We start from the raw sequence: 25,502 nt of genomic DNA on the forward strand, positions 1-25,502 counted from the left end.
GGATTCGACGCAACCCACAAGAGTTTGCTGGACCGCACCTGATCGCCGGGCTAGAACAGTGGAGGGGGAGTGTCCGACGCCCGGAGCACACCGAAGGAGTCCTCGTTGACCGAGACCCGCACCGACCACGCCGCCTACACCGACGATGAGCTCGCCGCCGACCTCCGATGGTGGGCGGCCGCCAACTACCTGACGGTCGCGCAGATCTATCTGCAGGACAACGTGTTACTGCGCGAACCACTGACCGCAGACCACATCAAGCCGCGACTGCTCGGCCACTGGGGCACCAGCCCCGGACTGTCCGCGATCTACACCGTGCTCAATCGCGTGATCCGCGAAACGGATTCGGACTGGCTCTACGTCACCGGGCCGGGACACGGCGGGCCCGCGCTGGTCGCCAACGTCTATCTCGAAGGCACCTACACCGAGGTCTATCCGCACGTTTCGCGGGACGCGCGGGGAGTACTGAAGCTGTGCCGCCAGTTCTCCACCCCGGGCGGTATCCCCAGTCACGTCAGCGTGCAGACGCCGGGCAGCATCCACGAGGGCGGAGAACTCGGCTATGCCCTGGTGCACGCCGCAGGTGCCGCTTTCGACCATCCCGACCTCACGGTGGTCTGCGTCGTCGGCGACGGGGAGGCGGAGACCGGGCCGCTGTCGGGATCGTGGAAGATCCCGGCCTTCCTCAATGCCGCCCGCGACGGGGCGGTGCTGCCGATCCTGCATCTCAACGGCGCGAAGATCGCCGGACCGACCGTCCTCGGCCGCAGCAGCGACAGCGACATCGCCGACTATCTCGGCGGACAGGGCTGGACCCCGATGTTCGTCGAGGGTGATGACCCGAAGACCGTGTTGCGCGATCTGAAGTCGGCGATCGACCAGTCAAATCGCATCATCCGTGACCTCCAGGCCGAGGCGCGCGACGACGGGCCGTCGGTCGGCACCCGGTGGCCGGCGATCGTGCTGCGCACCCCCAAGGGCTGGACCGGTCCGCACGAGGTGGACGGCGAACTCATCGAGGGCACGCACTGGGCGCATCAGGTGCCGCTGTCGAGCGTCCGCGAGAATCCGGAACACCTGGAGATCCTGGAGACCTGGTTGCGGTCGTACCGGCCCGACGAGATCTTCGACGCGGCGGGTTCGATCGTCGAGGAGATCGCCGGGCTCGCCCCCGAGGGCGACCGGCGAATGGGTGCGACGCCCTATGCCAATGGCGGTCGGCTGCTGACCCCGTTGAAGCTGCCACCGATCGCCCGCTACGCACTCGAGGTCGACAAGCCGGGAGCGACGATCCACGAGACCACCCGCGTGCTCGGCGAGTACATGCGCGACATCTACTCCGAGAACTTGTCGTCCGACGACGACGGTGGCGCGTTCCGGCTGTTCTGTCCGGACGAGACCGCGAGCAATCGTCTCGCCGCGGTGTTCGAGGCGACCGATCGCTGCTGGCAACTCCCCACCACCGAGCACGACGACAATCTGTCCCAATCGGGACGGGTGATGGAGGTGCTGAGCGAACACCTGTGTCAGGGCTGGTTGGAGGGTTACCTCCTCAGCGGCCGGCACGGACTCTTCGCCACCTACGAGGCGTTCGCGATGGTGAGTGCGTCGATGGTCATCCAGCACACCAAGTGGCTGCAGCACGCCGCGACCCTGGACTGGCGTGAGCCGGTCGCGTCGCTGAACATCCTGTTGACCTCCACCTGCTGGCGCAATGATCACAACGGCTTCTCCCATCAAGGGCCCGGGTTGATCGACGCGGTGCTGCCGCTGGCACCCGACGTGGTGCGGATCTGGCTGCCGCCGGACTCCAATTCGCTGCTTTCCATCGCCGAACACTGCTTTCGCAGCCGCAACCACGTGAACCTCCTGGTCGTCGACAAACAGCCGCATCTGCAGTACCTCTCGCTCGACGAGGCCAACGACCAGGCGGCGGCCGGTATCTCGATCTGGCCGTGGGCGGGGACCGAGGGCGACAACAACGACGACCCGGACATCGTGCTGGCCGGCGCCGGTGATGTGCCCACTCAGGAGATCCTCGCGGCGGCCCAGATGCTTCGTGAGTGGGTGCCGTATCTGCGGGTCCGGGTGGTCAACGTGATGGACCTGATGTCGTTGCTGCCGCAGGCCGACCATCCACACGGGATGTCCGACGACGACTTCGTCGACCTGTTCACCCGTGACGGTCACGTGGTGTTCGCATTCCACGGATACCCGCGCGCGGTCCATCAGCTCCTGCACGGGCAGCCCGACGCGGACCGATTCCACGTACGCGGATTCTCCGAGCAGGGCACCACGACCACGCCGTTCGACATGGTGGTGCTCAACAAGATGAGCCGCTATCACCTTGTCCTCGAAGCGCTCCGCCGATCGCGTCGGGTGCCCGAACGTTCCGAGGAACTCGTCGAGTTCTGCCACCGGCAGTTGGCCCGCCATCACGATCACGTCCGCGAGTACTTCGAGGACCTCCCGGAGATCCGGGACTGGACCTGGTCGTAGCGGTCGCGGCGGGGATCTCGATACGTCCTCGGCTGGCGCCTCGTCCTACTCGATCGGCGGTGCCGCCCGCTGGTCGAGTAGCCGACGAGCGCAGCGAGGACACCGCTCGCCCGCTGGTCGAGTAGCCGACGAGCGCAGCGAGGAAGCGTATCGAGGCCACCGTCCGCAACAGCCCGTTTACAGTGTTCGCATGACGATGAACGTGGACGCCACCAATCCCGATCTGGTGACCGTCGGGGTGCCGACCCACTGGTACAACCTCGCAGCCGAGCTCGACGTGCCGATCCCGCCGCATCTGCATCCGGGAACCAAGGAGCCGGTCGGACCCGACGACCTCGTTGCGCTGTTCCCTGCAGGCCTGATCGCGCAAGAGGTGTCCACCGACCCGTATATCGAGATCCCCGATCCGGTGCGGGAGATCTACCGGATGTGGCGGCCCTCCCCGCTGATCCGGGCGCGTCGGTTCGAGGAGGCACTCAACACCAAAGCCCGGATCTACGTGAAATACGAGGGTGTCAGCCCGGTCGGCAGTCACAAGACGAACTCGGCTGTCGCGCAGGCCTACTACAACAGCGTCGACGGCGTGCGGAAGCTGACCACCGAAACCGGTGCCGGACAATGGGGTAGCGCGCTGGCGTTCGCCGGTGCGCAGTTCGGCATCGACATCGAGGTCTGGCAGGTCCGCGCCTCCTACGACTCGAAGCCGTATCGCGGGCACCTGATCCGCACCTACGGAGGCACCTTGCATCCGTCGCCGTCGGACCTCACCGAGTCCGGCCGCGCGATGCTGGCCAAGGACCCCGACACCACCGGTAGCCTCGGTATGGCCGTCAGCGAGGCCGTTGAGGTCGCCGCCGGTGACCCGGACACCCGCTACGCGCTGGGCAGTGTGCTCAATCACGTTGTGTTGCACCAGAGTGTGATCGGGGTGGAGGCAGTCGAGCAGCTCGATGCCGTCGAGCCCGGTGGCGCCGACGTCGTCTTCGGCTGCGCTGGTGGCGGTTCCAATCTCGCCGGGCTGTCGTTCCCGTTCCTGCGCGAGAAGATCCACGGCCGGTCGAACCCGCGGGTCGTCGCAGCCGAACCCGCCGCGTGCCCGTCGATCACGCAAGGCGAGTACCGCTACGACCACGGCGATGTCGCGGGCCTGACTCCATTGCTCAAGATGCACACGCTCGGAATGGACTTCGTTCCCGATCCCATCCATGCGGGCGGGCTGCGCTACCACGGTATGGCGCCGGCGTTGAGTCACACAGTGGAACTCGGCCTGGTGCAGGGTGTCGCGATCACTCAGCATGACGCGTTCTCGGCAGGCGTGCAGTTCGCGCGGACGCAGGGCATCGTCCCGGCTCCGGAGTCGACCCACGCCATCGCCGCGTGCGCCGCTCACGTCGCCGACAGCGACAAAGAAGAGGTGGTGGTGATCGGACTCTCCGGCCACGGGCAGCTCGACCTCCCGGCGTATGCGGAGTTCCTCGACGGAAAGTTCTGAGCGACAGACGGATTCGATGGGTTCGGCGATGCGGACGGTCGGTGTCGACCTGGCCGCGTCGCCGAAGTTCACTGCGGTCGCGGTGGTCGACTGGTCACCCGGGGCCGCGCGACTGGTCGACCTGGTGATGCCCGCGACCGACGCGCACATCGCCGACCTGGTGGTCGGTGCGGAGAAGGTCGGTATCGACGCCCCGTTCGGATGGCCGGATGCGTTCGTGGATTTCGTCGTCGCGCAACACCGGGGCGAGCTCGGCGCCGGACGGTCTCTCGACGACATCGAGCAACGAAGGCCGCTGGCCTATCGACGGACCGACCGCGTCGTCGTGGAGAACGGGTGGGGCCGACCGCTGAGCGTGTCCGCGGACCAGATCGCGCACGTGGCGTTCCGGGCGGCCGGGCTGATCGCGGATCTGGGCGTCGTCGATCGTGTGACCGGATGGGCAGTCGAGGCCTATCCGGCTGCAGCACTGAAGCAATGGGGACTCACGTCCCGTGGTTACAAGGGCGTCGCACGGCGCGCTGTGCTCGCCACGTCGTACGAGTCCCTCGTCGAGAGCGCGCCATGGCTGGATCTCTCCGACCACCGAGAACTCCTGACCCAGGATGACAACGCGTTCGATGCGGTGATCACCGCGCTGATCGCGCGTGCGGCGACGTCGGGACAGACCTTCCTTCCCGACCACCGCGACCGGGCCGTCGCGGCTCGTGAGGGATGGATTCACGTCCCGGAATGTGCTCTGAGCGATCTGGTCACGTGAGATCCAAGCGCATCAGCACGCGCGGAAATCCGTTCAGCACCGACGTCGTGTCGGCGGCCCATTCGAAACCGTTGTCCTCGAACAGTTTTCGCGTGCCGACGTAGGCCATGGTCAGGTCGACCCTGTCGCCGGCGTTGTCGACCGGATACCCCTCGACGGCGGGCGCCCCGTTGGTGCGGGCGAACTCGACGGCCCCGGCCAGCAGCGGGTGTGAGATGCCCTGCTTACGATGGCCCGGACGAATGCGGATGCACCACACCGACCACACGTCGAGGTCGTCGACGTGCGGGATCTTCCGGTTACCGGCGAACGTGGTGTCGGCCCGCGGCGCGACCGCCGCCCAGCCGACCACCTCGTCACCGTCGTAGGCGAGGACGCCGGGTGGCGGCTTCTGCCTGCACAGTTTCTTCACGTACTCGCCACGATCCTCGCGCGCGAGTTCCTGATTGAGCTTGTTGGGAATCCGATAGCTCAGACACCAGCAGACATTGGCGTCGGGCCGCTTCGGCCCGACCATGGTGCGGACGTCGGCGAACCGCGTCGCCGGGCGTACCTCGATCGCCATGCGTTCCACCATCGTCGACGGGCACCGGATCGGCAAGACCGCCGGCGCCTGTCGACGCGGTCGTCACGAACGGAAGAACTCCAGGAGATCGGCGTTGATGGTCGCTGCCTCGGTGGTCGGCATGCCGTGCGGGAACCCGGGGTAGGTCTTCAGGGTGCTGTTGGGCAGCAACTCCGCCGACAACACACCGGTGTTCTGATAGGGGACCACCTGGTCATCCTCGCCGTGCAGCACCAGCGTGGGGATGGTGATCTTCCGCAGGTCGTCGGTGAAGTCGGTCTGGGAGAACGCGACCACACCGTCGTAGTGCGCCTTGGCGCCGCCCATCATCCCCTGCCGCCACCAGTTGGCGATGACGCCCTCGGACGGTGCGGCGCCCTCCCGGTTGTAACCGTAGAACGGACCTTCGGCGAAGGTACGGAAGAAGTCGGCGCGGCCGGTGGCGACCTGCGCCTGGATGCCGTCGAAGACGTCCTTGGGAATCCCGTCCGGGTTGGCGTCGGTATTCACCATGAGCGGGGGAACCGAGCTGATCAGGACGGCCTTGGCTGCGCGGTCCTGGCCGTGCTGTGCGAGGTAGTGGGCAACCTCGCCGCCACCGGTCGAGTGCCCGACGTGGATCGCATCGGACAGGTCGAGGTGCTCGACGACCGCGGCGAGATCGGCCGCGTAGTGGTCCATGTCGTGTCCGTCGGCCACCTGCGTCGAGCGACCGTGTCCACGGCGATCGTGGGCGATCACCCGATAGCCCTCCGCGAGGAAGAACATCATCTGCGTGTCCCAGTCGTCCGACGACAGCGGCCAGCCGTGACTGAAGACGATGGGCCGGCCGCTACCCCAATCCTTGTAGAAGATCTCGACGCCGTCGGAGGTGGTGATCGTGGGCATGGTGGTGCTCCTTCGAAATGGGTGCAACGGTGCGGTGTCGCCGGTTGCCGCGCCGTGAGACATCCGGGCGCAACCGGCCACTTCAGTGTGCCGTGGTCTCGGCCCGCGCGGTCCCACTTCACGCGCCAGGAACACCCCCTTTTGCGCCACATCTCGCGGCGGGGCGACGACGCGTGGTCAGACCGCGATCGGCCCGGTGGTCGCGAAGCGCTGTTGGTACTTTCGCGGCGAGATCCCGATCCGCGCGATGAACGCGCGTCGCATCACCTCGCCACTGCTGTAGCCGGCGGCCCGCGCGGCCTGGGTGACGCTGAATCCGGCGTGAAGGCTCTCGCACGCGACCTCGAAGCGCGTCGCCGCGACATAGCCGGCCGGTGTGGTGGCCAGTTCATCCCGGAACAGCCGGGTCAGTTGGCGGGCACTGACGTTCACGTGTGCCGCGAGGCTGCCGACCGTGTGTGGGAGTCGAGGATTGCCGCGGACGTGGTCGGTGACCTTGCGGACCATGCTGCTGCGGGGGATCGGCCCTTGCAACGACGCCGAGAACTGCGACTGACCGCCACCGCGTTGCATGTAGACGAGCAGGCCCTGCGCGGTTCGTCGAGCGACCTCCGCGCCGTGGTCGTCCTCGACCAGGGCCAGGCTCAGGTCGATGCCAGCAACGACCCCGGCCGAGCTGTAGACGTCGCCGTCGCGGACGAAGATCGCGTCGTCGTCGACCTTGATCAACGGGTAGCGATGTGCGAGGTCGGCGGTGAACTTCCAGTGCGTCGTCGCGGCGCGCCCGTCCAGGAGTCCCGCCGCGGCGAGGACGAAGGAGCCGGTGCACACCGAGGCCAGCCGGCGGGTGCGTGACGACAGGTCGAGGACGGCGTCGATGAGTTCGTCGGTCAGGAACTTCGGAGGAGCGAGTTCGCTGCCCGCGACCAGGACGGTGTCGAAGCGGCCCGAGCCGGCCACCGCTTCCGTGCTCAGCCGTGCGTGGACCGACGTCGTCACATCTCCGCCGCCGGGCGACAACACGACGACTTCGTAATCGCCGGCGTGCTGATTCGCTTCCACGAAGACCTCTGCGGGACCGGAGAAATCGAGCATCTTGACGCCGTCGAACACGACGATGCCGATCCGACGGTGCGACGGTACCGCGGACAGACCAACTGGCTTCATGGGAGTAAATCTAATCTGCCGCGTGCGAGTCTGCCGTCGTCGACCGGGACGGTGCGATCGGTAGGCTGACGGCATGAGCGTGGCAGGTCCCAGTGAGCCCCGGGTCACCATCGTCGAGGTTGCGCCTCGCGATGGACTCCAGAACGAGAAGGTGGAGCTGACCACCGCCCAGAAACGGGAACTCGTCGAACGTGCGGTGCAGTACGGGGCTCGAAACGTCGAGGTCACGAGCTTCGTCCATCCCAAGAAGGTGCCGGCCATGGCGGACGCGGAGGACCTCGTCGGCCTGCTGCCGAGCGGGGACGGGGTGGCCTACAGCGCGCTGGTGCTCAACGAGCGGGGACTCGAACGTGCGCTCGCCGCCGGCGTCACCGAGATCAATGCCGTCGTCCACTGCACCGACACCTTCAGTGGGCGGAATCAAGGCACCGACGTCGACGGCGGGGTGGCGATCTGGCACCGCATCGCCCGTACCGCACGCGAGGCGGGCATCACCGCCAACCTGACGATCGCGGTCGCCTTCGGCTGCCCGTTCGAGGGTGAGGTTCCCGTTGATCGGTTGCGGACGATCCTCGATCGTGTCCTCGAGGAACCGCCGACGGAGCTGTCCCTCGCGGACACCATCGGGGTGGCCGTACCGAAGGACGTGCGGGAGCGTTTCGGGGTCGCGTCGGTTCTGGTGCCCTCGGGCGCCGCATTGCGGGCCCACTTCCACGACACTCGTAGTTGCGGCATCGGCAACGCACTCGCCGCCGTCGAATCCGGCGTCACCATCCTCGATGCGAGCCTCGGCGGTATCGGTGGTTGCCCGTTCGCGCCGAACGCGACCGGCAACATCGCCACCGAGGACCTTGCCTACGCGCTGGACCGCACCGGGATCGCACACGGGCTCGACACCACTGCTCTGCAGGCGTCCGGCGAATGGCTCGAAGGGATCTTCGGGCGCCGACTGCCCGCCATGGTTTTGCATGCGGGCGGGTTTCCGGCGCCCGTCCACTGACCGACCGCGTTCCTTCTCCGGTCTCGTGTTCGTGCGTCAAATACATTCCGCACACGAACACATTTCCGGCGCAGGAACTGTCGGGGTGGGTGACCCTCAGTCGAGCAGCTTCTTCTGAACCTTGCCCATGGCGTTGCGGGGGAGTGACTCGACGAAGCGGATCTCCCTGGGCCGCTTGTGGTGTGACAGTTCCCCGGCGACCAGGTCGATGAGCTCGGTGTCGGGGACGCGTCCGCCGACGACGTAGGCGACGATGCGCTGACCGAGGTCGTCGTCGGGGGCGCCGATCACGGCCACCTCGTCGACGGCTGGATGACCGAGCAACACGGTCTCGATCTCGCCGGCCCCGATGCGGAAGCCGCCCGACTTGATCAGGTCGGTGGCCCGCCGTCCGACGATCCGGTGCATGCCGCCCGGATCGATCACCGCGACATCGCCGGTGGCGAAAAACCCGTCGTCGAGCCAGGACTCGTTGGGATTCGGCCCGCTCGCTCCGCTCCCGGCGCCGGCAGTCTTCTCCGGCTGATGGAGATAACCGGAAGACATCATCGGGCCGCGTACATGGAGATCGCCGACCGACTCGCCGTCGTGCGGGAGGTCGAGGTCGCCCTCGCGTAGTCGGGTCTCGACACCGTCGAGCGGGAAGCCGACCCAGCCGGGACGGCGTTCTCCGTCGACCCTCGTGCTCACGGTGATCATCGTCTCGGTCATGCCGTATCGCTCGATGATCTCGTGGCCGGTGAGGTCGCGGATCTTCTCGAAGACGGGGACCGGTAGCGGGGCGCTGCCGGACACCAGCAGCCGTGCCGGTGACAGTGCCTGTGCTGCAGCGGGATCGGACGCAACACGAGTCCAGACGGTCGGCACGCCGAAGAACATGGTCGCGCCACGGCTCATCGCGGCTGCGTAGTTCTGCGGTGTCGGCGTGACCGTGTGGATCAGGCGTCCGCCCCGGCGCAACGGACCGAGCATCCCGAGGATCAGGCCATGAACATGAAAGAGCGGAAGACCGTGAGCGAGTGCATCATCGGCGGTCCACTGCCAGGCGTCGCCCAGCGCGTCGAGGCCCGCGGCGATGGCGGAGCGGGTGATCGGAACGCCCTTGGGTAGCCCGGTGGTGCCGGAGGTGTACAGGACGAGGGCGATCGACGATTCGGGCGGCTCGGGATGGCGATGCCACGATCTGGCGTAGCGCCGCACCGGAATCACCGGCAGGGTCGGATCGTCGGGCGCGGCACCCAGCCAGGCCTGCGCGCCGGAATCGCCGAGGATGTGCTCGATTTCGCGCGGCCCGGAGTCGGGTGGCACGGGCACTGCGGCGACACCGGCGATCAGGCAGCCGACGATGGCGAGCACGGTGTCCGTCGTCGGCCTCGCGTAGACCGCCAGAACCCGGGCGCCGGCGACTCGCTCGGCGACCGCGGTCGCCGCGCCGACCAGGTCCTCCCGGGAGAGTCGGTCGTCGCCGATCGTGATCGCGTCGGGGATGTCGGGTGCGGTGGGTGTCAGCGTCGGAAACAGCACCCCATCAGCTTCCCACTTGGACGATTCGTCGGTGCGTGCACCGGCCTGCTATCGTTGGGGCCACGTTCACGCGATGCTGTAACTCGCTTGTTGAACCAGAGGCCGGGGTGATTACAGAAACCCCCGGTCTTGTCCAAACTTCCACCGCGCCGGTCGGCACAGATGTGTGCTGCCCGGCGCGGTTTTGTGCTGATCGCACCACCCGAACCCGCAGACCGAACCCGCAGAGACGAAAGATCCGCAGCCATTCTCACCGACGAGCGAGAAGAACGGCCACGGATCTCGTGTGGCGGAGGATAGGGGATTCGAACCCCTGAGGGCTGTTAACCCAACCCGCGTTCCAGGCGAGCGCCATAGGCCACTAGGCGAATCCTCCGTCAGGGATGATAGCGGCCGAGGGGCTGCTGGCCCAAAACCGGGCGCGACGGCCACCTCGATGACGACGGATACCTCACCTGTGATCAGGGACCCTGCGCGCGCGAAAGGTCCCCGGCCGGAGATGAGGTCTTTGCGCGTAAGGGCCGGTGAGCAGGGTGGTGGACCACCGATTGTCGATCGGCGCCGACCGCCCGCTACACTTGACGGCGGATCCCGCGCGGCGTGCATCCTGTGAACTCCCCCAGGGCCGGAAGGCAGCAAGGGTCAACGGGCTCTCTCGGGTGCGCGGGGTCCCCATAAACACAATCATCCGCTTGGAGCGTCACCGCCAACCCACGCCGGTGTCACTGGAGAGGTCCCTGCGTTGAACTATCACTCGTTGAGTGCCGACCAGCTCCGTGAAACCAAGTCCGAACTGCAGAATCTCTACGACGCATTGTGTGCGGCAGGCCTGAAACTGGACCTCACCCGCGGCAAGCCCGCGCCCGAGCAGCTCGACCTCTCGAACGAGCTTCTGGCGCTGCCGGGGACCGAATACCGCGACGCCGCGGGGACCGACACCCGCAATTACGGCGGATTGGCCGGCCTCCCGGAGCTCCGCGAGATGTTCGGCGAACTGCTCGCCGTCGACCCGGCCCACCTGATCGCGTTCGGTAACTCCAGCCTCGAGCTGATGCACGACCTCACGGTGTTCTCGCTCCTGAACGGCAACCCCGATTCCGCGCAGCCGTGGGGATCTGGTCCCATCAAATTCCTGTGCCCGGCGCCCGGTTATGACCGACATTTCGCGATCACCGAGAGCTACGGCATCGAGATGATCCCGGTGCCGATGTTGCCGAACGGCCCCGACGTCGACGCCTGCGCTGCGCTCACGGCAGCCGATCCCAGCATCAAGGGCCTGTGGGCCGTACCGACCTACTCCAACCCGACCGGCGTGACGTTCACCGAAGACGTGACGCGCGGTCTGCTGGAGATGCCCGCCGCCGACGACTTCCGCATCTATTGGGACAACGCCTACGCGGTGCACACCCTCGTCGAGGCGCCCCCGACGCCGCTGCCGGTGATCGACATGGCGGCCGAGGCCGGCAACCCCAACCGCGTGTACGTGCTCGGCTCGACGTCGAAGATCACCTTCGCCGGCGCCGGTGTGTCCTTCTTCGGGTCGTCGAAAGCGAATGTCGACTGGTTCAGCCGGCACCTCGCGTTCAAGACGATCGGCCCGGACAAGGTCAATCAGCTCCGGCACGCGAAGTTCTTCGGCGACGCCGACGGCGTCCGGGCGCACATGGCCCGCCATCGGGAACTCCTGGCGCCGAAATTCCGGCTGGTGCTCGACATCCTCGCCGACCGCCTCGCCGACTCGAAGGTCGCCGCGTGGTCGGAGCCGGAGGGCGGCTACTTCATCAGCCTCGACGTCATCGACGGGACTGCTCGACGCACCATCGAACTCGCGAAGCAGGCGGGCATCGCACTGACCGCAGCCGGGTCGACGTACCCCTACAAGGAAGATCCGTTCGACCGCAACATCCGCCTGGCACCGACGTTCCCCTCCACAGATGATCTCCGAACCGCCATGGACGGCGTCGCGACCTGCGTGCTGCTGGCAGCTTCGGAGACCCTCTTGGCGACGCGCGAATCCTGATCGGACTCGTGCCCGTGACCATCCGCAGAGCGTGAGGACCCACCGATCGGCGCTGGTCGCCGTCGGATTTGTGCTCGTCGGGCTTCTCGCGATCTGGCTGCAGGACGTCGTGGTGCCCCTGAACACCCCGTTCTGGGGACTGTTCGACAACCAGCTCGACCTCCAGGTCTACCTCGATGGCGCCCGGACGGTGCTCACCGGCGGCCACCTCTACGACGCCAAGTTCCTCGGGCAGATGGACTACACCTACACGCCCATCTCGATCTTCCTGTTCGCACCGTTCACCTGGGTGTCGTTCGAGGCGGCGCGGATCATCTGGACCGCGGGGATATTTGTCGCGCTCTATCTCATCGTCATGCTGAGCTTCAAAAGTCTTGGGCGTCAGGCGACCTGGCCGCTGCGCTGTATCGGCATGTCGCTGGTGGCGGTGGTCTTGCTGCTGGAACCCGTCCGCACGACGATCTGGTACGGGCAGATCAACGTCTTCCTGTTGCTGATCATCGTCGCCGACCTGGCCCGCCCGGAGCGCAGTCGGCTCTACGGTGTCGGCACGGGCATCGCCGCCGGGATCAAGCTGACCCCGCTGATCTTCGTCTTCTACCTGGCACTGCTGCGTCAGTGGCGCGCAGTGGCCGGCGTGGCCGCCGGATTCGTCGGCACGGCCGTCGTCGGCTTCGTGGCGTTGCCGCGGGAATCGTGGTCGTACTGGACCGGCAAACTGTTCGATTCCGACCGAGTGGGGGCACCCCAGACGCCGGGCAACCAGTCGATCCGCGGTCTGCTCGCGAACCTCTTGCACAGCGACGACCCGAACGGTTTCCTCTGGCTCGCCGTCGTCGTCGCCGCGCTGGCGCTCGGGATGTATGCGGCAGTGCTGGCGCACCGGCACGGACAGGAACTGCTCGCGATCACCATCGTCGGGATGAGCGGTTGCGCGATCTCACCCATGTCCTGGGGGCATCACTGGGTGTGGTTCGTCCCGCTGGTGGTGATCGGGTTCCACATGCTGATGACGCCGGGCCGCCGCCCGACGACCTACGTCCTGATCACGGTGGGGCTCATCGCACTGATCCTGGTCACGTTCTCCTGGCGGAGCTACCTCGCCCATCCGATCTGGTTCGTGAACAGGACCGTCCCGGACGCGTATCTGATCGGGCTGTTCTTCAAGACCGGCATCGGGTGGCTGACGTGGTTCACGTACTACCCGTACAACGCGGTCTTCCTGGTGACGGCCATCGCGACGATGGTGGTGTTCCGACGACGCGAGAACGCGGTGTCCGACACCGATCCGGCCGTCGTCGCATCCCGCCCTGCGTGTAATGACGTGACTGCGACAGACGACATACCTGTCAGGGAGAGCCGATCACGGGGTGACTGGGAGGCAGACGAATGCGACATCGAACAGTGGCAACCGCGACCGTGATGCTGGGGGCATCCGTGCTCGCGACGATCGGGGTGGCTGGGCCGGCCCAGGCCGCCCCTCGAACGCAGAACATCGGCATGAATTGCTGGAGCCTCAACCCGAACATCGTCGACGTCCCGTTCTTTGCCGGAGTCACCGTCCGCACCGACACCGGCCGACCGGGCGATTTCAGCATCTGGGCCGACAGCAAGAGCCTGTTCCCGTACACCACTGACACCACTGTGACGGTCACGGAGCTCTCGACCGGCCGTGCACAATCCCACCAACGGCATTGGCAACACGGCCTCGGCGATCTCCCCGGTTACTGGATCGACGGCCTCCATGGCAGCGGTCCCATCAGGGTCACCATCCGTTCCGTGGGTCATGGGCTTATCCCGTCCTTGCCTGCTCCCGTGTGCAGCGGTACCGCCACCGTCTGACCCCACACCCGTGTCGCGCTCGCCCGGAAACAACAGAACGGCGTTCGGGTGTGGACAGGGTGGGGGAGCGGGTTCGGCTGTCGGCGATCGCCGGTAGTCTCGTCACGTGGCTCTGTATCGCACCTATCGCCCGGCTACCTTCGCCGACGTCGTGGGCCAGGAGCACGTCACCGATCCGTTGAGTCATGCGCTCGACTCGGGGCGTATCAACCACGCCTATCTCTTCTCCGGACCCCGCGGATGTGGCAAGACGTCGTCGGCCCGCATCCTGGCCCGCTCGCTGAACTGTGTGCAGGGCCCGACGTCGACGCCGTGTGGCGTGTGTGACTCGTGCCAGGCGCTGGCGCCGGGCGGAGCCGGCAACCTCGATGTGATCGAACTCGATGCGGCCAGTCACGGCGGCGTCGACGACACCCGAGAACTGCGCGACCGAGCGTTCTACGCACCCTCGGAATCCCGGTACCGCGTGTTCATCGTGGACGAGGCCCACATGGTCACGAATGCGGGATTCAACGCGTTGCTCAAGATCGTAGAGGAGCCGCCCGAACACCTCATCTTCGTGTTCGCGACCACCGAGCCGGAGAAGGTGCTCCCCACCATTCGCTCACGGACGCACCACTATCCGTTCCGTCTGCTCGCGCCGCCGGTGATGCGTGGGCTGCTGGAGAAGATCTGCGCGAACGAGAACGTGACGGTCGCGCCCGACGTCTATCCGCTGGTCATCCGGGCCGGCGGCGGCTCACCGCGCGATTCGCTGAGTATCCTCGATCAGCTTCTCGCCGGGGCGGGCGACGAGGGCGTCACCTATGACCGCGCGCTCGCATTGTTGGGCGTCACCGACATCGCCCTCATCGACGAGGCGATCGACGCGCTGGCGGATGCCGACGGGGCACGATTGTTCGGCGCTGTGGAGAAAGTGGTCGATGCCGGCCACGACCCGCGGCGGTTCGCCGTCGACCTCCTCGAACGACTACGCGATCTCATCCTGCTGCAGGCGGTTCCGGACGCCGCCGATCGTGGACTCGTCGAGGCTCCCGGTGATCAGTTGCAGCGCATGCAGTCCCAGATCGAGATCCTCGGGCCGGCGGCACTGACCCGATTCGCCGAGATCGTGCACGCGGCTCTCGGCGAGATGCGCGGTACCACCTCGCCCCGGCTGTTGCTGGAGGTGATGTGCGCCCGGATGCTGCTGCCGGCGGCATCGACGGAGGATGCGGCATTGCTGCACCGACTCGAACGTCTCGAGTCCGGCGTCGTGACGTCGGGTGGGTCGTCGTCGGGGGCTCGAGCGGCCGCGTCCGTCACCGCCGGCGCAGAGCCGCCCAGCGCGACGACCGAGCCCGAGTCCGCACCAAAATACGTGCGCCCGTCTCAGCGTAAGGCTGCCGAACAACCTGCGGCCGAGGTGAGCGCTCCGACCGAACCGCCTGTTGTCGAGCAGGTTTCGCCCGTCACCCCGCAGGCTCCGGACGAATCAGCCGATCGGGCACCGTCGGATCCGCCGGCGGTCCCCCAGCCGACCGCACCGCGCGGCGGCGGTAACCCGACGTCGCCGCAACCGCCGGCGCGGATGCCGGCCGAACGTGAACCCGAGCCGGTCGTGCCGGAGGAGCCGGCGCCCGCGCAGCCGGATTCGCCACCGGTCGCCCCGACGCCGACCGCCCCGACGCCGACCGCTCCGGAGCCACCGGTTTCCGAACTGCCGGTTTCCGAACTGCCGTCCGCGTCCGCCTCGGACGACGACATCCCGCTTCCCGATGAGCCGACCGAGGACCCGACCGACGGCGCCGCTCCGCCGTACGACGACGGCGCCGCCCACGCCGAGGCCGTGGATGACTCGGATCCCGAAGAGTCGCAAGCGGCCCCGGGACTCGCTGTCGCCGACATCGAGGCCCGGTGGCCGGAGATCCGCGAAGCGGCCCGCGGTATCACGCCCGTGCTGGAGGTCATGCTCTCCGGGGCGTCCATCCAGGGGGTGGACGGGCAGTCCATCGTGTTCGGCCACACCACCGAGATGCTCGTCGGCCGGTTGAGCAACGAGCACGCGGGCAATCTCCGTGCCGCGGTCCAGCGGGTCTTCGGCCCGGGCATGGATGCCCGGTGTGTCCACGCGTCCGGGCCGACAGTTCAGGCGCAGCCCCCGCGCGGTGCCGGGGACCGCGAGCCGTCGCGGCCGGCGCCGAAACGGCCCGCCTATTCGCGGCCGAGTCGCGCGCGTGACCAGTCGCAATCCGCCACTCCGCCACCGGAACACGCTCCCGAACCCGAGGAGCCCGAGCCGCCACGGCCGGACGAGGAGATCACCGATGCGGAGCGTGACGAGATGGTCGCCGACGCGCACTCTGGGCCGCCGGAGCGTCGCCTCGATCCCGATCAGGTGGCGCTCGAACTGCTCAGGTCGGAGCTGGGAGCCCGCCCCCTCGAGTGAAGGTGGCTCCTGGTCTCCCGCTGACAGCAACAGAAATCCCGCCGACAGCAACAGAAATCCCGCCGAGAGCAACGGGAATCCCGCCGAGAGCAACCCGGAATTGCGCGTAGCCGGTTGCTGTCGACGCAAAACAGGTTGCTGTCGGCGGGATTTCGGTTGCTGTCAGCGGGTGCGGGTGCGGGAGCCGGTGGGAGCCGGTGTGGGTGGAGATGCCGGTGCGGGTGGAGCGGGAGCTCAGGCGTTCCACCAGGGACGCAAGGGGAGGTCGTTGCCGCCCTTGTCGTCGAGCTTGGTGGCGAGCACATGATGGAGCTGGATGATGTCGCGCTCGAAGCCGATCCGGCAGCCGGCCATGTAGAGGCCCCAGAGGCGGGCGGTTCCCTCGCCGACCTCGTCGACGGCTTCGTCCCAGTGCTCGAGGAGGTTCTTGTTCCAGTCGCGCAGGGTCATCGCGTAGTGGTCGCGGAAGTTCTCCTCGTGCACGACCTCCATGCCGCCGATGTCCTGCAGCTTGGAGATGATCTTGCCGGACCCGGTGAGCTCGCCGTCGGGGAACACATAACGGTCGATGAAGGAGCCCGCCCGGCCGCTCTTGAGGTTGTCCGGTCGGGTGATGCAGTGGTTCAACAGCATTCCGCCGACCCGTAGCCGGTCTCGGATGAACTTGAAATACGCGGGGTAGTTGGCGACCCCGATGTGCTCGGTCAATCCGATCGACGACACGGCGTCGAAGCCGGTCTCGGTGACGTCGCGGTAGTCGCTGTGCCGTACCTCGGCCAGGTCCGAGAGCCCTTCGTCGATGATGGCTTTCTGCGCCCACTGCGCCTGCTCGGCGGAGAGGGTGGCCCCGATGACCTTGACCCCCCGGTGTGCGGCGTAGCGGACCATTCCGCCCCAGCCGCAACCGATGTCGAGGAGACGGTCGCCCGGCTTGAGCCGCAGCTTGTCGAAGATGAGCCGGTACTTGTTCTCCTGGGCGGCCTCGAGCGACGCCTCGAGTTCGGGGTACACCGCACACGTGTAGGTCATCGACGGCCCGAGCACCCACTCGTAGAAGGTGTTCGAGACGTCGTAATGGTGGTGGATGACCTCGGCGTCGCGAGCCTTGCTGTGGCGCAGGCCTTCGGCGAAGCGGCGCCAGCGCGGCAGGGCCTCCTGCGGCGGAGGCGCGATCGGCTTGAAGTGCTCGATGCCGAGTGAGCGGGCGATGTTCGCGAGGACGAGCGGGGAGGGCCGACTGAAATGCAGATCGGCGGCGAGGGCGCGCAGTGCCCCGTAGGGGTCACCCGGGTGCGCGCCGACGAGTTCGAGATCGCCGGCGATGTAGGCGCGGGCCAGTCCGAGGTCGCCGGGGGCGGTGACGAGGTAGGTGGTACCGCGTGATGTCTTGAGGTTGAGCCCGAACTCCGCGTCCTCGGGTCCGGCCGCACTGCCGTCGTAGGCGGTGATGCGAATCGTGAGGTCGCCGCCCATCAGCGATTCGAAGATCTGGGCCAGCGTCATCCTGCCCGTCGCCGCGTCACCACCGGCGTGCAAGGGACTGTCCTTGAATGTTGTCACTGTCGTTTCACCGCTTTCGCATACAGGTCCAGCAGACGGCCTCGTGGGTCGTACTGCTTCTTGAGCAGCCGATAATTCTCGCCCCCGTAGAGTTCGTCGAACTCGTCGGGGGGGTAGAAGGATTCCGAATAGAGGGACTTGTGGCCATCGAGCTCGGCCACTTTGTGTTCGATGAGTTTGTTGGTGTGCCCGGGATCGCCAGGGGTGACGGGCACCGCCGACCAGAAGCCGATGTTCACATACGTCCGCCGCGGTTCGAGAGGGTACAGCGGCCACGGCCGGACCGGGTCCGAACCCTCGACGGCGGGCTCTCGGAGGCGCAGCGGGCACAACCAGATCGGCTCGATCGGGATGTTGCCGAGGAACCACTCCACGTATGCGGTGGTGTTCTCGATCGGCACCTCGATGTCCTGGACCACCCGCTCATTGGGCGGCTCGCCCTTGCGGGCACTGAGCTTGTCGCCGATGTTGTACCGATGGTCGAGGGCGATGAGCTTCCAGTAGAAGCTGCTGCGCAGCAGTTTCTTGGGCCAGAATCGGCGGACCCGCGGATTCTGGGCACCGAACGCGCGCGAGCACCAGAACCAGTCGGTGTCCCACCGCCACAGGTAGTCGTGGATGGTGAGGCGGTCGGTGCCGGTCCCGCTCGCGGCCGCCGTTCGCGCCTGGATGGACCGGTAGAAGATGTCCATCCCGGTGTAGTCGCTGGTAGGGCCGGATTCGTCGGTCTGGCGTCCCAGCGTCAGATACGACTCGTCAGCGGTGAACACCACGCCGTCGAGGTAGTCCACCCGTTCGCCGCGATACGACCCGTCGGAGATGATCGCGGCCATCGCCACCTGGAGGTCCTCGACCCGGTCAAACCGGACGTGCCGTAGCGCCACATAAGGCTGCACGGACTCCAGCTCGATCTTCAGCCGGACCGAATAGCCCAGCGTGCCATAGGAATTGGGGAATCCGAAGAAGAGATCGGCATTCTCGTTGGCCGGGGTGGCCGTGATGATCTCACCGTCGCCGGTCAGGACGTCGATCTCGAGGACCGACTCGTGCGGCAGGCCGTTGCGAAACGAGGTGCTCTCGATCCCGAGTCCGGTGACCGCGCCGCCCAGGGTGATGGTCTTCAACTGCGGGACCACCTTGGGTGCCAGCCCGTAGGGCAGGGTCGCGGCGACGAGGTTCTCGTAGGTACACATGCCGGCGACGTCGGCGGTCTTGGCATCCGGATCGACCGAGATCACCCGATCGAGGCCGGAGACGTCGAGGCCCGGATGCGGGTTCTCGGCACGCTTGCGGAACAGGTTCGAGGTCTTCTTCGCCAACCGGACCGTCGCACCGGGCGGAATGTCGCGGTAGCTCTTCAGGAGGGTTGCGACACCCTGGTCGAATCCCTGCGCCCCCATCTCCAACCGGTCAGAGTTCACTTGGATAGCCTAGGTCGTGAGATTGCCCCCCGCCAATCAGTTCTAAGGAGTGCCCGCCGTGGGTCAGGTTTCCGCAACCCAGTCGATTGACATCGCCGCCACCCCGGACGCCGTGGTCGCCGCGCTCGCCGACTACAACGAGGTGCGCCCGGCGATCCTGCCCTCGCAGTACCGCGACTATGCCGTGATCAGCGGCGGTAACGGCGAGGGAACGGTGGTGCACTGGATCCTGCAGGCCACCGAGAAACGTCAGCGTGACGTCAAGGCGACCGTCTCGGTGGTGCCGGACACCGTCACCGAGAACGACGAGAATTCGTCGATGGTGACCACCTACACAGTCGCGAAGTCCGGTTCGGGCAGTGCGGTGACCACCACGACCACCTGGACCGGTGCCGGCGGGATCGGCGGGTTCTTCGAGAAGACGTTCGCGCCCAAGGGGCTCAACCGCATCCAGGCGGAGCTGCTGGGCAATCTCAAGAAGCGTCTGGAGAACTGACCCGCCGACGACGTCGAGGGCCCGTCACGCCGCTGTCGCCGCGTGACGGGGTCGATGCCACACGTGTGGTGCTCCGGGCCGGTCCGGAGCGGACCGTCGGCGAATGTCTGCTCGCGACGCCTTCGTTGGCCGGCATGACCCGCGACGATCTCGCGGCCCGGGCCGCGCTCGGCGAGATCGTCGATGCCGACGGTCAGCCGATCGTCCTCGACGCACCCGCTCGTCTCAACACGTCGGTCTATCTGTACCGGGACCTGCCCGAGGAGCCGGACATCCCGTTCGACCTGCCGATCCTGTACGCCGACGACAACATCGTCGTCGTCGACAAGCCGCACTTCCTCGCCACCATGCCGCGTGGGCGTCACGTCACCCAGACCGCGCTCGTCAGGTTGCGACGGGAGCTCGGGACCGATCTGGTGTCCCCGGCGCATCGCCTCGACCGGCTGACCGCGGGCGTACTCCTGTTCACGCTCCGGCCCGAGGTGCGGGCGGCCTACCAGGCATTGTTCGCCGAACGACTGGCCATCAAGGAGTATCGGGCGCTGGCACCCGTCCGCACCGATCTGGAGACCACGACGACCGTCGCCAACCGGATCGAGAAGACCGCCGGTGACCTGCGCGCACGCGTGCTCGCAGGCGAGGTCAACGCGATCAGCGACATCACCCTGGTCGAGCAGGCCGCCGCCGGTGGGGTCTACGACCTCCGACCGTTCACCGGGCGCACGCATCAGCTCCGGCTGCACATGGCACAACTCGGTGTCGGGATCGTCGGGGATCCGCTCTATCCGGACGTCCGTCCGGAACTCGCCGCGCGACCCGATCACGGCGACTTCTCCGAGCCGTTGCGGTTGGTCGCGCACACGCTGCGTTTCGCCGACCCGCTGACCGGAGAGAAACGGCACTTCGTCTCCCGGCGGACGGTCACCGACCCGCTCGGCTGATGCCGATGTGGTTACCCTGACCCCATGGCCATACAGGCGACCTACGAGCGGCACACCGATCTGGGGTGCGAGGCCGTCGTCTTCATCGACGACGAGTCGATGGCATGTTTCCAGATCCAGCGTGACCTGGTGGGCGGGCCGAGGTCGGACGAATACTGCGTGACCACGGGCGCCAGCGCCCCGATCTACGGTGCGATCACCGAGTGGCGCAGGGTCGACGACCGGTTCGAATTCGCTCTGACCAGGCGAGCAGGCCGACTGTTCGGCGACGATGTGATCTCGTTCATCGTCAGCCCCGGTCATGGCGTCACCGTCGAGGAGCTCGCCGAGCATGTCGATCGGCTCCTGCGCTGACCCGGCGATTACTCTGGAGCCCGTGACTCAACCATTCGACCCCAGCGCACTCTTCGGCGGCGGCGACAACGCCGGCGGCGACAACCCGATGGCCGGGCTGCTCGCGCAAGCGCAGCAGATGCAGGAGCAGCTGCTGGCCGCGCAGAACGAGATCGCGGCCGCCGAGGTCACCGGTTCGGCCGGCAACGGCCTGGTGACGGTGACCGGTAGCGGCACCGGCGAGGTCACCGGGGTGGCCATCGACCCCAAGGTCGTCGATCCCGAGGACGTGGAGACCCTGCAGGATCTCGTCCTGGGTGCGCTCGCCGATCTCGCGTCCAAGCGTGAGGCGCTGACGCAGGAGAAGATGGGACCGCTCGCCGGCGGGCTCGGCGGCGGTCTGCCCGGTCTCGGCTAGGCCATCATGTACGAGGGACCCATTCAGGACCTGATCGACGAGCTGGCCAAACAACCAGGACTCGGCCCGAAGGGTGCCCAGCGAATCGCCTTCCACCTGTTGGGCGTGGAGAACAACGAGATCGATCGGTTGATCGCGGCGCTCGGCCGGGTGCGCGACGATGTCACCTTCTGCGCCGAGTGCGGCAACGTCTCGGCGAACCAGCTGTGTCGGATCTGTTCGGATGCGCGCCGTGATGCCACGAAGATCTGCGTCGTCGAGGAACCCAAGGATGTGCACGCCCTCGAGCGCACCAAGGAGTTCAACGGCAGGTATCACGTACTCGGCGGAGCCCTGGACCCGTTGTCGGGGATCGGGCCCGACCAGCTGCGGATCCGTGAACTCCTGCGTCGGCTGGCCAATCAGGAGGACGGTGTGGACGTCAGCGAGGTGATCGTCGCGACCGACCCCAATACCGAGGGCGAGGCTACGGCGACCTACCTCCTGCGCATGCTCAAGGACTTCCCGGGGTTGTCGGTCACCCGACTCGCCTCCGGGCTCCCGATGGGCGGTGACCTGGAGTTCGCGGACGAACTGACGCTCGGTCGCGCGTTGTCGGGCCGTCGGGCGCTGGCCTGACCGCGGTCACGCGCCGGGAGTGATGGATATCCTCGACACCGTGGACATCTCCGGCCCGTCGCCCGCCGTCGTGGCGCACCTCGACGAACTGGCCGGTGAACTGATGGCCGGGATCGTCGCGATCGACGGGCCCTCGGGGGCGGGCAAATCCACGGTCGCCGACGCGCTGGTGGCCCGCCTGCGCGAACGGGGTACCGGCGTACAACTCATCCGCACCGACGACTTCGCCACCTGGGACAACCCGGTCGCCTGGTGGCCGGAGCTGGAAACCGATGTGCTGCATGCCTTCATCCGTCGGCACGACTACCATTACCGGCCGAGGGTGTGGCGCGGCGGGGTTCCCGAGGTAGGGCGTCGGGTCTGGCTCCGATGGGAACCATTGCTGATCATCGAAGGTGTGTCATCGGCGCGACGCAGGATCGCCGAGCGGCTCACCCATTCTCTGTGGCTCGACGGCGGTCCCGCCCGGGAACGGCTGGAACGGGCCGTCGCCCGTGACGGGGAGGAATCACGGACCGAGCTGGAACGGTGGCAGCAGTTCGAGCGCGGCTGGTTCGCGGTCGATCGGACCCGTGATCGGTGCCGCGTACTGGACTGAACGGATCTCGGGGGCGCTACGGTGAGGTGTGGTCTATCGCAGTGTGGCGGCGCTCGACGACGAACTCGTCGAGTGTCGCGCGTGTCCACGACTGGTCGAGTGGCGAGAGCGGGTGGCCCGTGACAAACGGGCGGCGTTCGTCGATCAGACCTACTGGGGCCGACCCGTTCCCGGCTTCGGTCCGGTCGACGCCCGGGTGATCATCCTCGGATTGGCGCCGGCCGCCCACGGCGCCAACCGCACGGGTCGGATGTTCACCGGCGATCAGAGCGGCGACGTGCTGTTCCGCGCCCTGTATGACGTCGGCCTGGCGAGCCAACCGGTCGCGGTGTCCGCCGAGGACGGCATGGAATTGTTCGGGGTGCGCATGACCGCGCCGGTCCGGTGCGCACCTCCCCAGAACAAACCGACGGTGACCGAACGCGATCGGTGCGCGCACTGGCTCGACGCCGAGATCGACCTGCTGTTGCCGACGCTGCGCTCGGTGGTGGTGCTCGGGGCGTTCGGGTGGCAGTCCGCGTTGCGCACCTTCGGTGACCTCGGCTGGAACGTCGAGCGGCCGAAGCCGAAGTTCGCCCACGGCGCCCGCACGACAATCCGTCGCGATGATCGTGAACTGGCGATATTCGGTAGTTACCATGTGAGCCAACACAATACGTTCACCGGTCGCCTGACGCCGGAGATGCTCGTCGAGGTACTGAGCGCGGCGGCCGGCCATGCCGGGCTGAGGCCGGGAAGGTGACCGCGGCGATGATCGACCTCGAGTGGGCGCCAAAACTCGTCCATTGTGCGCAGTTTCGCGCCGATCGTGCGTCGGGGTCCGGGGTTGCCGGATCACTCAGCCGCGTCGACCGACGGCCAGCCGTTCCTTCCGCAACCGCTCGACCTCCGGAAGATTCAGCGGTGCAAGGGAATCAGAGCCTGTCGCGCGGGCCAGCAGATAGTCGGCCAGCTCGGGATTGCGCGCCAATGCCGGGCCGTGCATGTAGGTACCCAGCACCGATCCCTGGATGACACCCTCCGTGCCGTCGCCGACACCGTTGCCGACGCCACTGCGCACGCGCGCCAGTGGTCTCGCGTCGGTACCGAGAGTGGTTCCGCCCCGGTGATTCTCGAACCCGGTGAGCGGGGCGGTGAGTCCGTCGACGGCGGGGGTGGTGATCAGTTCGCCGATGCTGCGCTGGGCCTGTGGTGCAGTCGTGAGGTCGAACAGCGAGATCCCGTCGACGCGTTCGCCGGCCGACGTCTCGTACCAGTGTCCGAGGACCTGGATCGCCGCGCAGATGGCCAGAACGGGACGTCCGGCGGCCGCCGCGCGTTGCAGGCCCGGATATCGCGTCAGGTGGCGGGTGGCCAGACGCTGCGCGTAATCCTCCGCGCCGCCGAGGGCGTACACGTCGAGGGAGTCGGGCACCTCGTCGTCGAGGGTGATCTGGATGATCTCGGCGTCGATACCCCGCATGCGCGCCCGCTGCTTGAGTACCAGCGCGTTGCCGCCGTCGCCGTAGGTTCCCATCACGTCGGGCAGGACGAGTCCGATTCGGAGGGTCGATTCGCTCACTGTTCCGCGTCCCTCTGCAGGTCGGAGCCTCGTGCGCGTTCGGCGCGATCCAGTGCGACGCCGAGGTCACGGAACGCCGTGTAGTTGGCCAGCACCTCGACTCGCCCCGGCGGGCACGACGCAATGGCCTTCATCGGGTCGGGGATGGTGGTGTGTTCGGCGCCGGCGTACAGCAGGCGCACCGACAGATCCGCGGCACGTTCACCCGCCGCGACCACCTGCATCGTCTCGAACGCCTCGAACCGCACGTCCCACAACCAGGAGAGATCTTCGCCGTCGGGGACCTGCCCGTTGACCGCGATCACGAGTCCGTCGGCGTCCTGGTCGATCATCGACAGGGCCTCCTGCCATCCGGCCGGATTCTTGGCCAGCAGGGTCCGGACGGAATGATTGCCGACCTGATGGATCCCGTAGCGGCCGGCCACCTCTCCGACGGTGCCGACCGCGGCGACCGCCTTCGCCGGATCCGCGCCCATCGCCACGGCCGCCGCGACCGCCTGGGCGGCGTTACCCCGATTCGCTCGCCCCGGCACCGACAGGGTCATGGGCGATACGAAACCATCTGGGCCATAGAGATTCTCGCCGTCGACCCACCAGTCGGGCGACGGCCTGCGGAACTGGTCGTCGCCGCTGGAGTGCCAGTCGTCGCCGTTGCGGACGATGGGCTCGCCGGTGCGCGGGCAGCTCACGGAGTCGCCGACCCAGCCGGCGCCCGCCGCCACCCAGATGACCTTGGGAGCGTCGAATGCGGCCGAGGTGATCAGGACGTCGTCGCAGTTGGCGATGACCGTCGTCGACGGGTGCCGTGCGAGGCCGTCGCGAAGGCGGCGTTCGATCATGTTGATCTCGCCGACGCGATCGAGTTGATCACGCGAGAGATTCAGCATCACAAGGACTTCTGGATCGACCGCATCGCTGACGTGTGGCACGTGTAGTTCGTCGACCTCGAGCGCGCAGATGGTCGCCGGGCGGTGCAGGGTGAGCGTGGCGATGATGCCGGCGTCCATGTTGGCGCCGTCCGCCTGGGTGGCGACCTCGCCGAGTTCGGACAGCGCAGCGGCGGTCATCCGCGTGGTGGTCGACTTCCCGTTGGTGCCCGTCACCAGCGCGGTACGTTTGCCCGCGGCAAGGCGTCCCATGATGTTCGGGTCGATCTTGGCGGCCACCAGACCGCCGATCATCGAGCCCTTGCCGCGGCCTGCGGTTCGTGACGCCCAGCGGGCCGCGGATGCGGCGGCCAGTGCGACGTGGGTGCGCATCGGAGTTCTCACGCGGTCGGGCATGGCATCGAGTCTGACACAGGCGGCGATGGGCAGTACGGCGGTGCGCCGGGGGTACGCTCACGATCGTGAGCCAGGCCACAGCGATGTC

At 67.3% G+C, this 25,502-nt stretch carries 23 protein-coding genes, 1 tRNA gene and 1 other RNA gene; 16 read left to right on the top strand and 9 right to left on the bottom strand.

The window, feature by feature from the left end:
* The first annotated feature begins 105 nt into the window (after nt 1-105).
* The 3 genes from ACLQ3I_RS06150 (at nt 106) to ACLQ3I_RS06160 (ending at nt 4,751) form a co-directional block, all read left to right on the top strand.
* Complete coding sequence (locus ACLQ3I_RS06150; protein WP_425800601.1) at nt 106-2,499, top strand: phosphoketolase family protein; 2,394 nt, start codon at nt 106-108, stop codon at nt 2,497-2,499.
* A 190-nt stretch (nt 2,500-2,689) separates the two neighbouring features.
* Nucleotides 2,690-3,991 carry a TrpB-like pyridoxal phosphate-dependent enzyme gene (locus ACLQ3I_RS06155; protein WP_267630832.1) on the top strand — a complete coding sequence of 434 codons (1,302 nt, stop codon included), beginning with the start codon at nt 2,690-2,692 and terminating at the stop codon, nt 3,989-3,991.
* A gap of 16 nt (nt 3,992-4,007) precedes the next feature.
* On the top strand, nt 4,008-4,751 hold the full coding sequence (locus ACLQ3I_RS06160) for a DUF429 domain-containing protein (protein ID WP_425800604.1): 744 nt from the start codon (nt 4,008-4,010) through the stop codon (nt 4,749-4,751).
* Here ACLQ3I_RS06160 and ACLQ3I_RS06165 read toward each other — a convergent pair.
* From ACLQ3I_RS06165 to ACLQ3I_RS06175, 3 genes are all read right to left on the bottom strand, one after another.
* Nucleotides 4,744-5,316, bottom strand: coding sequence for a GNAT family N-acetyltransferase (locus ACLQ3I_RS06165; RefSeq protein WP_425800606.1), 573 nt, complete (start codon nt 5,314-5,316; stop codon nt 4,744-4,746). The genes ACLQ3I_RS06160 and ACLQ3I_RS06165 overlap by 8 nt on opposite strands.
* A 63-nt stretch (nt 5,317-5,379) precedes the next feature.
* A complete protein-coding gene (locus ACLQ3I_RS06170; protein ID WP_425800608.1) occupies nt 5,380-6,204 on the bottom strand; it encodes an alpha/beta fold hydrolase in 825 nt (274 codons plus the stop codon).
* A 177-nt stretch (nt 6,205-6,381) separates the two neighbouring features.
* Nucleotides 6,382-7,371 carry a GlxA family transcriptional regulator gene (locus ACLQ3I_RS06175; protein ID WP_425800610.1) on the bottom strand — a complete coding sequence of 330 codons (990 nt, stop codon included), beginning with the start codon at nt 7,369-7,371 and terminating at the stop codon, nt 6,382-6,384.
* 73 nt (nt 7,372-7,444) lie between these two features.
* Here ACLQ3I_RS06175 and ACLQ3I_RS06180 point away from each other — a divergent pair, with 73 nt between their 5' ends.
* Complete coding sequence (locus ACLQ3I_RS06180) at nt 7,445-8,371, top strand: hydroxymethylglutaryl-CoA lyase (RefSeq protein ID WP_425800612.1); 927 nt, start codon at nt 7,445-7,447, stop codon at nt 8,369-8,371.
* A 96-nt stretch (nt 8,372-8,467) separates the two neighbouring features.
* On the opposite strand, the gene ACLQ3I_RS06185 is transcribed toward ACLQ3I_RS06180, so the two are convergent.
* Together ACLQ3I_RS06185 and ACLQ3I_RS06190 are read right to left on the bottom strand one after the other, a co-directional pair.
* Nucleotides 8,468-9,895, bottom strand: coding sequence for an acyl-CoA synthetase (locus ACLQ3I_RS06185; RefSeq protein WP_425800614.1), 1,428 nt, complete (start codon nt 9,893-9,895; stop codon nt 8,468-8,470).
* Between the two features lie 287 nt (nt 9,896-10,182).
* Nucleotides 10,183-10,271: transfer RNA gene (locus tag ACLQ3I_RS06190), tRNA-Ser, on the bottom strand.
* Between the two features lie 207 nt (nt 10,272-10,478).
* On the opposite strand from ACLQ3I_RS06190, the gene ffs reads away from it, so the two are divergent.
* The 5 genes from ffs (at nt 10,479) to ACLQ3I_RS06215 (ending at nt 16,185) form a co-directional block, all read left to right on the top strand.
* Nucleotides 10,479-10,573, top strand: an RNA gene (gene ffs, locus ACLQ3I_RS06195) — signal recognition particle sRNA small type.
* 64 nt (nt 10,574-10,637) lie between these two features.
* Entirely contained in the window at nt 10,638-11,915 is a 1,278-nt protein-coding gene (locus ACLQ3I_RS06200; protein WP_425794734.1) for an aminotransferase class I/II-fold pyridoxal phosphate-dependent enzyme, read from the top strand.
* A 31-nt stretch (nt 11,916-11,946) separates the two neighbouring features.
* Nucleotides 11,947-13,338 (top strand): glycosyltransferase 87 family protein, encoded by a 1,392-nt coding sequence (locus ACLQ3I_RS06205; RefSeq protein ID WP_425800616.1) that lies wholly within the window; start codon nt 11,947-11,949, stop codon nt 13,336-13,338.
* Nucleotides 13,320-13,757 (top strand): hypothetical protein, encoded by a 438-nt coding sequence (locus tag ACLQ3I_RS06210; RefSeq protein WP_425800618.1) that lies wholly within the window; start codon nt 13,320-13,322, stop codon nt 13,755-13,757. Before ACLQ3I_RS06205 ends, ACLQ3I_RS06210 begins: the two co-directional genes overlap by 19 nt.
* A 106-nt stretch (nt 13,758-13,863) precedes the next feature.
* Nucleotides 13,864-16,185 carry a DNA polymerase III subunit gamma and tau gene (locus ACLQ3I_RS06215; protein ID WP_425800620.1) on the top strand — a complete coding sequence of 774 codons (2,322 nt, stop codon included), beginning with the start codon at nt 13,864-13,866 and terminating at the stop codon, nt 16,183-16,185.
* Between the two features lie 234 nt (nt 16,186-16,419).
* On the opposite strand, the gene ACLQ3I_RS06220 is transcribed toward ACLQ3I_RS06215, so the two are convergent.
* Both ACLQ3I_RS06220 and ACLQ3I_RS06225 read right to left on the bottom strand, forming a co-directional pair.
* Complete coding sequence (locus tag ACLQ3I_RS06220) at nt 16,420-17,745, bottom strand: class I SAM-dependent methyltransferase (RefSeq protein ID WP_425794729.1); 1,326 nt, start codon at nt 17,743-17,745, stop codon at nt 16,420-16,422.
* The gene (locus tag ACLQ3I_RS06225) at nt 17,742-19,145 is read right to left on the bottom strand and encodes an FAD-binding oxidoreductase (protein ID WP_425800746.1); all 1,404 of its coding nucleotides are present in this window, start codon (nt 19,143-19,145) and stop codon (nt 17,742-17,744) included. Before ACLQ3I_RS06225 ends, ACLQ3I_RS06220 begins: the two co-directional genes overlap by 4 nt.
* A 79-nt stretch (nt 19,146-19,224) precedes the next feature.
* On the opposite strand from ACLQ3I_RS06225, the gene ACLQ3I_RS06230 reads away from it, so the two are divergent.
* The 7 genes from ACLQ3I_RS06230 (at nt 19,225) to ACLQ3I_RS06260 (ending at nt 23,312) form a co-directional block, all read left to right on the top strand.
* Nucleotides 19,225-19,662 carry an SRPBCC family protein gene (locus ACLQ3I_RS06230; protein WP_425794727.1) on the top strand — a complete coding sequence of 146 codons (438 nt, stop codon included), beginning with the start codon at nt 19,225-19,227 and terminating at the stop codon, nt 19,660-19,662.
* A gap of 134 nt (nt 19,663-19,796) precedes the next feature.
* A complete protein-coding gene (locus tag ACLQ3I_RS06235; RefSeq protein WP_425800622.1) occupies nt 19,797-20,603 on the top strand; it encodes a pseudouridine synthase in 807 nt (268 codons plus the stop codon).
* 24 nt (nt 20,604-20,627) lie between these two features.
* On the top strand, nt 20,628-20,957 hold the full coding sequence (locus ACLQ3I_RS06240) for a hypothetical protein (protein ID WP_425794724.1): 330 nt from the start codon (nt 20,628-20,630) through the stop codon (nt 20,955-20,957).
* Nucleotides 20,935-21,354, top strand: a complete 420-nt coding sequence (locus tag ACLQ3I_RS06245) for a YbaB/EbfC family nucleoid-associated protein (RefSeq protein WP_425794723.1) — start codon at nt 20,935-20,937, stop codon at nt 21,352-21,354. The genes ACLQ3I_RS06240 and ACLQ3I_RS06245 overlap by 23 nt, the downstream gene beginning before the upstream one ends.
* 6 nt (nt 21,355-21,360) lie before the next feature.
* Nucleotides 21,361-21,972 (top strand): recombination mediator RecR, encoded by a 612-nt coding sequence (gene recR, locus ACLQ3I_RS06250; protein ID WP_425794722.1) that lies wholly within the window; start codon nt 21,361-21,363, stop codon nt 21,970-21,972.
* 103 nt (nt 21,973-22,075) lie between these two features.
* Nucleotides 22,076-22,570: a uridine kinase family protein gene (locus ACLQ3I_RS06255; RefSeq protein WP_425800748.1), complete on the top strand. Its 495-nt coding sequence runs from the start codon at nt 22,076-22,078 to the stop codon at nt 22,568-22,570.
* A 28-nt stretch (nt 22,571-22,598) separates the two neighbouring features.
* A complete protein-coding gene (locus tag ACLQ3I_RS06260; RefSeq protein ID WP_425794720.1) occupies nt 22,599-23,312 on the top strand; it encodes a uracil-DNA glycosylase in 714 nt (237 codons plus the stop codon).
* Nucleotides 23,313-23,408: 96 nt separating this feature from the next.
* Here the strand turns inward: ACLQ3I_RS06260 and ACLQ3I_RS06265 are convergent, their stop codons facing one another.
* A complete protein-coding gene (locus ACLQ3I_RS06265) occupies nt 23,409-24,131 on the bottom strand; it encodes a type 1 glutamine amidotransferase (protein WP_425800624.1) in 723 nt (240 codons plus the stop codon).
* Complete coding sequence (locus ACLQ3I_RS06270) at nt 24,128-25,414, bottom strand: MurT ligase domain-containing protein (RefSeq protein ID WP_425794717.1); 1,287 nt, start codon at nt 25,412-25,414, stop codon at nt 24,128-24,130. Before ACLQ3I_RS06270 ends, ACLQ3I_RS06265 begins: the two co-directional genes overlap by 4 nt.
* Nucleotides 25,415-25,502: the final 88 nt, after the last annotated feature.

It is taken from the genome of Gordonia sp. DT101 (assembly GCF_049844895.1).
Taxonomy (GTDB): domain Bacteria; phylum Actinomycetota; class Actinomycetes; order Mycobacteriales; family Mycobacteriaceae; genus Gordonia.

Coding starts and splice junctions, on each gene's coding strand:
- ACLQ3I_RS06255 (WP_425800748.1), top strand. CDS start 22,076: ATGGCCGGGATCGTCGCGATCGACGGGCCCTCGGGGGCGGGCAAATCC.
- ACLQ3I_RS06180 (WP_425800612.1), top strand. CDS start 7,445: ATGAGCGTGGCAGGTCCCAGTGAGCCCCGGGTCACCATCGTCGAGGTT.
- ACLQ3I_RS06170 (WP_425800608.1), bottom strand. CDS start 6,204: ATGCCCACGATCACCACCTCCGACGGCGTCGAGATCTTCTACAAGGAT.
- ACLQ3I_RS06270 (WP_425794717.1), bottom strand. CDS start 25,414: ATGCCCGACCGCGTGAGAACTCCGATGCGCACCCACGTCGCACTGGCC.
- ACLQ3I_RS06245 (WP_425794723.1), top strand. CDS start 20,935: ATGTCGATCGGCTCCTGCGCTGACCCGGCGATTACTCTGGAGCCCGTG.
- ACLQ3I_RS06155 (WP_267630832.1), top strand. CDS start 2,690: ATGACGATGAACGTGGACGCCACCAATCCCGATCTGGTGACCGTCGGG.
- ACLQ3I_RS06165 (WP_425800606.1), bottom strand. CDS start 5,316: ATGGCGATCGAGGTACGCCCGGCGACGCGGTTCGCCGACGTCCGCACC.
- ACLQ3I_RS06240 (WP_425794724.1), top strand. CDS start 20,628: ATGGCCATACAGGCGACCTACGAGCGGCACACCGATCTGGGGTGCGAG.
- ACLQ3I_RS06235 (WP_425800622.1), top strand. CDS start 19,797: ATGACCCGCGACGATCTCGCGGCCCGGGCCGCGCTCGGCGAGATCGTC.
- ACLQ3I_RS06175 (WP_425800610.1), bottom strand. CDS start 7,371: ATGAAGCCAGTTGGTCTGTCCGCGGTACCGTCGCACCGTCGGATCGGC.
- recR (WP_425794722.1), top strand. CDS start 21,361: ATGTACGAGGGACCCATTCAGGACCTGATCGACGAGCTGGCCAAACAA.
- ACLQ3I_RS06160 (WP_425800604.1), top strand. CDS start 4,008: ATGGGTTCGGCGATGCGGACGGTCGGTGTCGACCTGGCCGCGTCGCCG.
- ACLQ3I_RS06225 (WP_425800746.1), bottom strand. CDS start 19,145: ATGGGGGCGCAGGGATTCGACCAGGGTGTCGCAACCCTCCTGAAGAGC.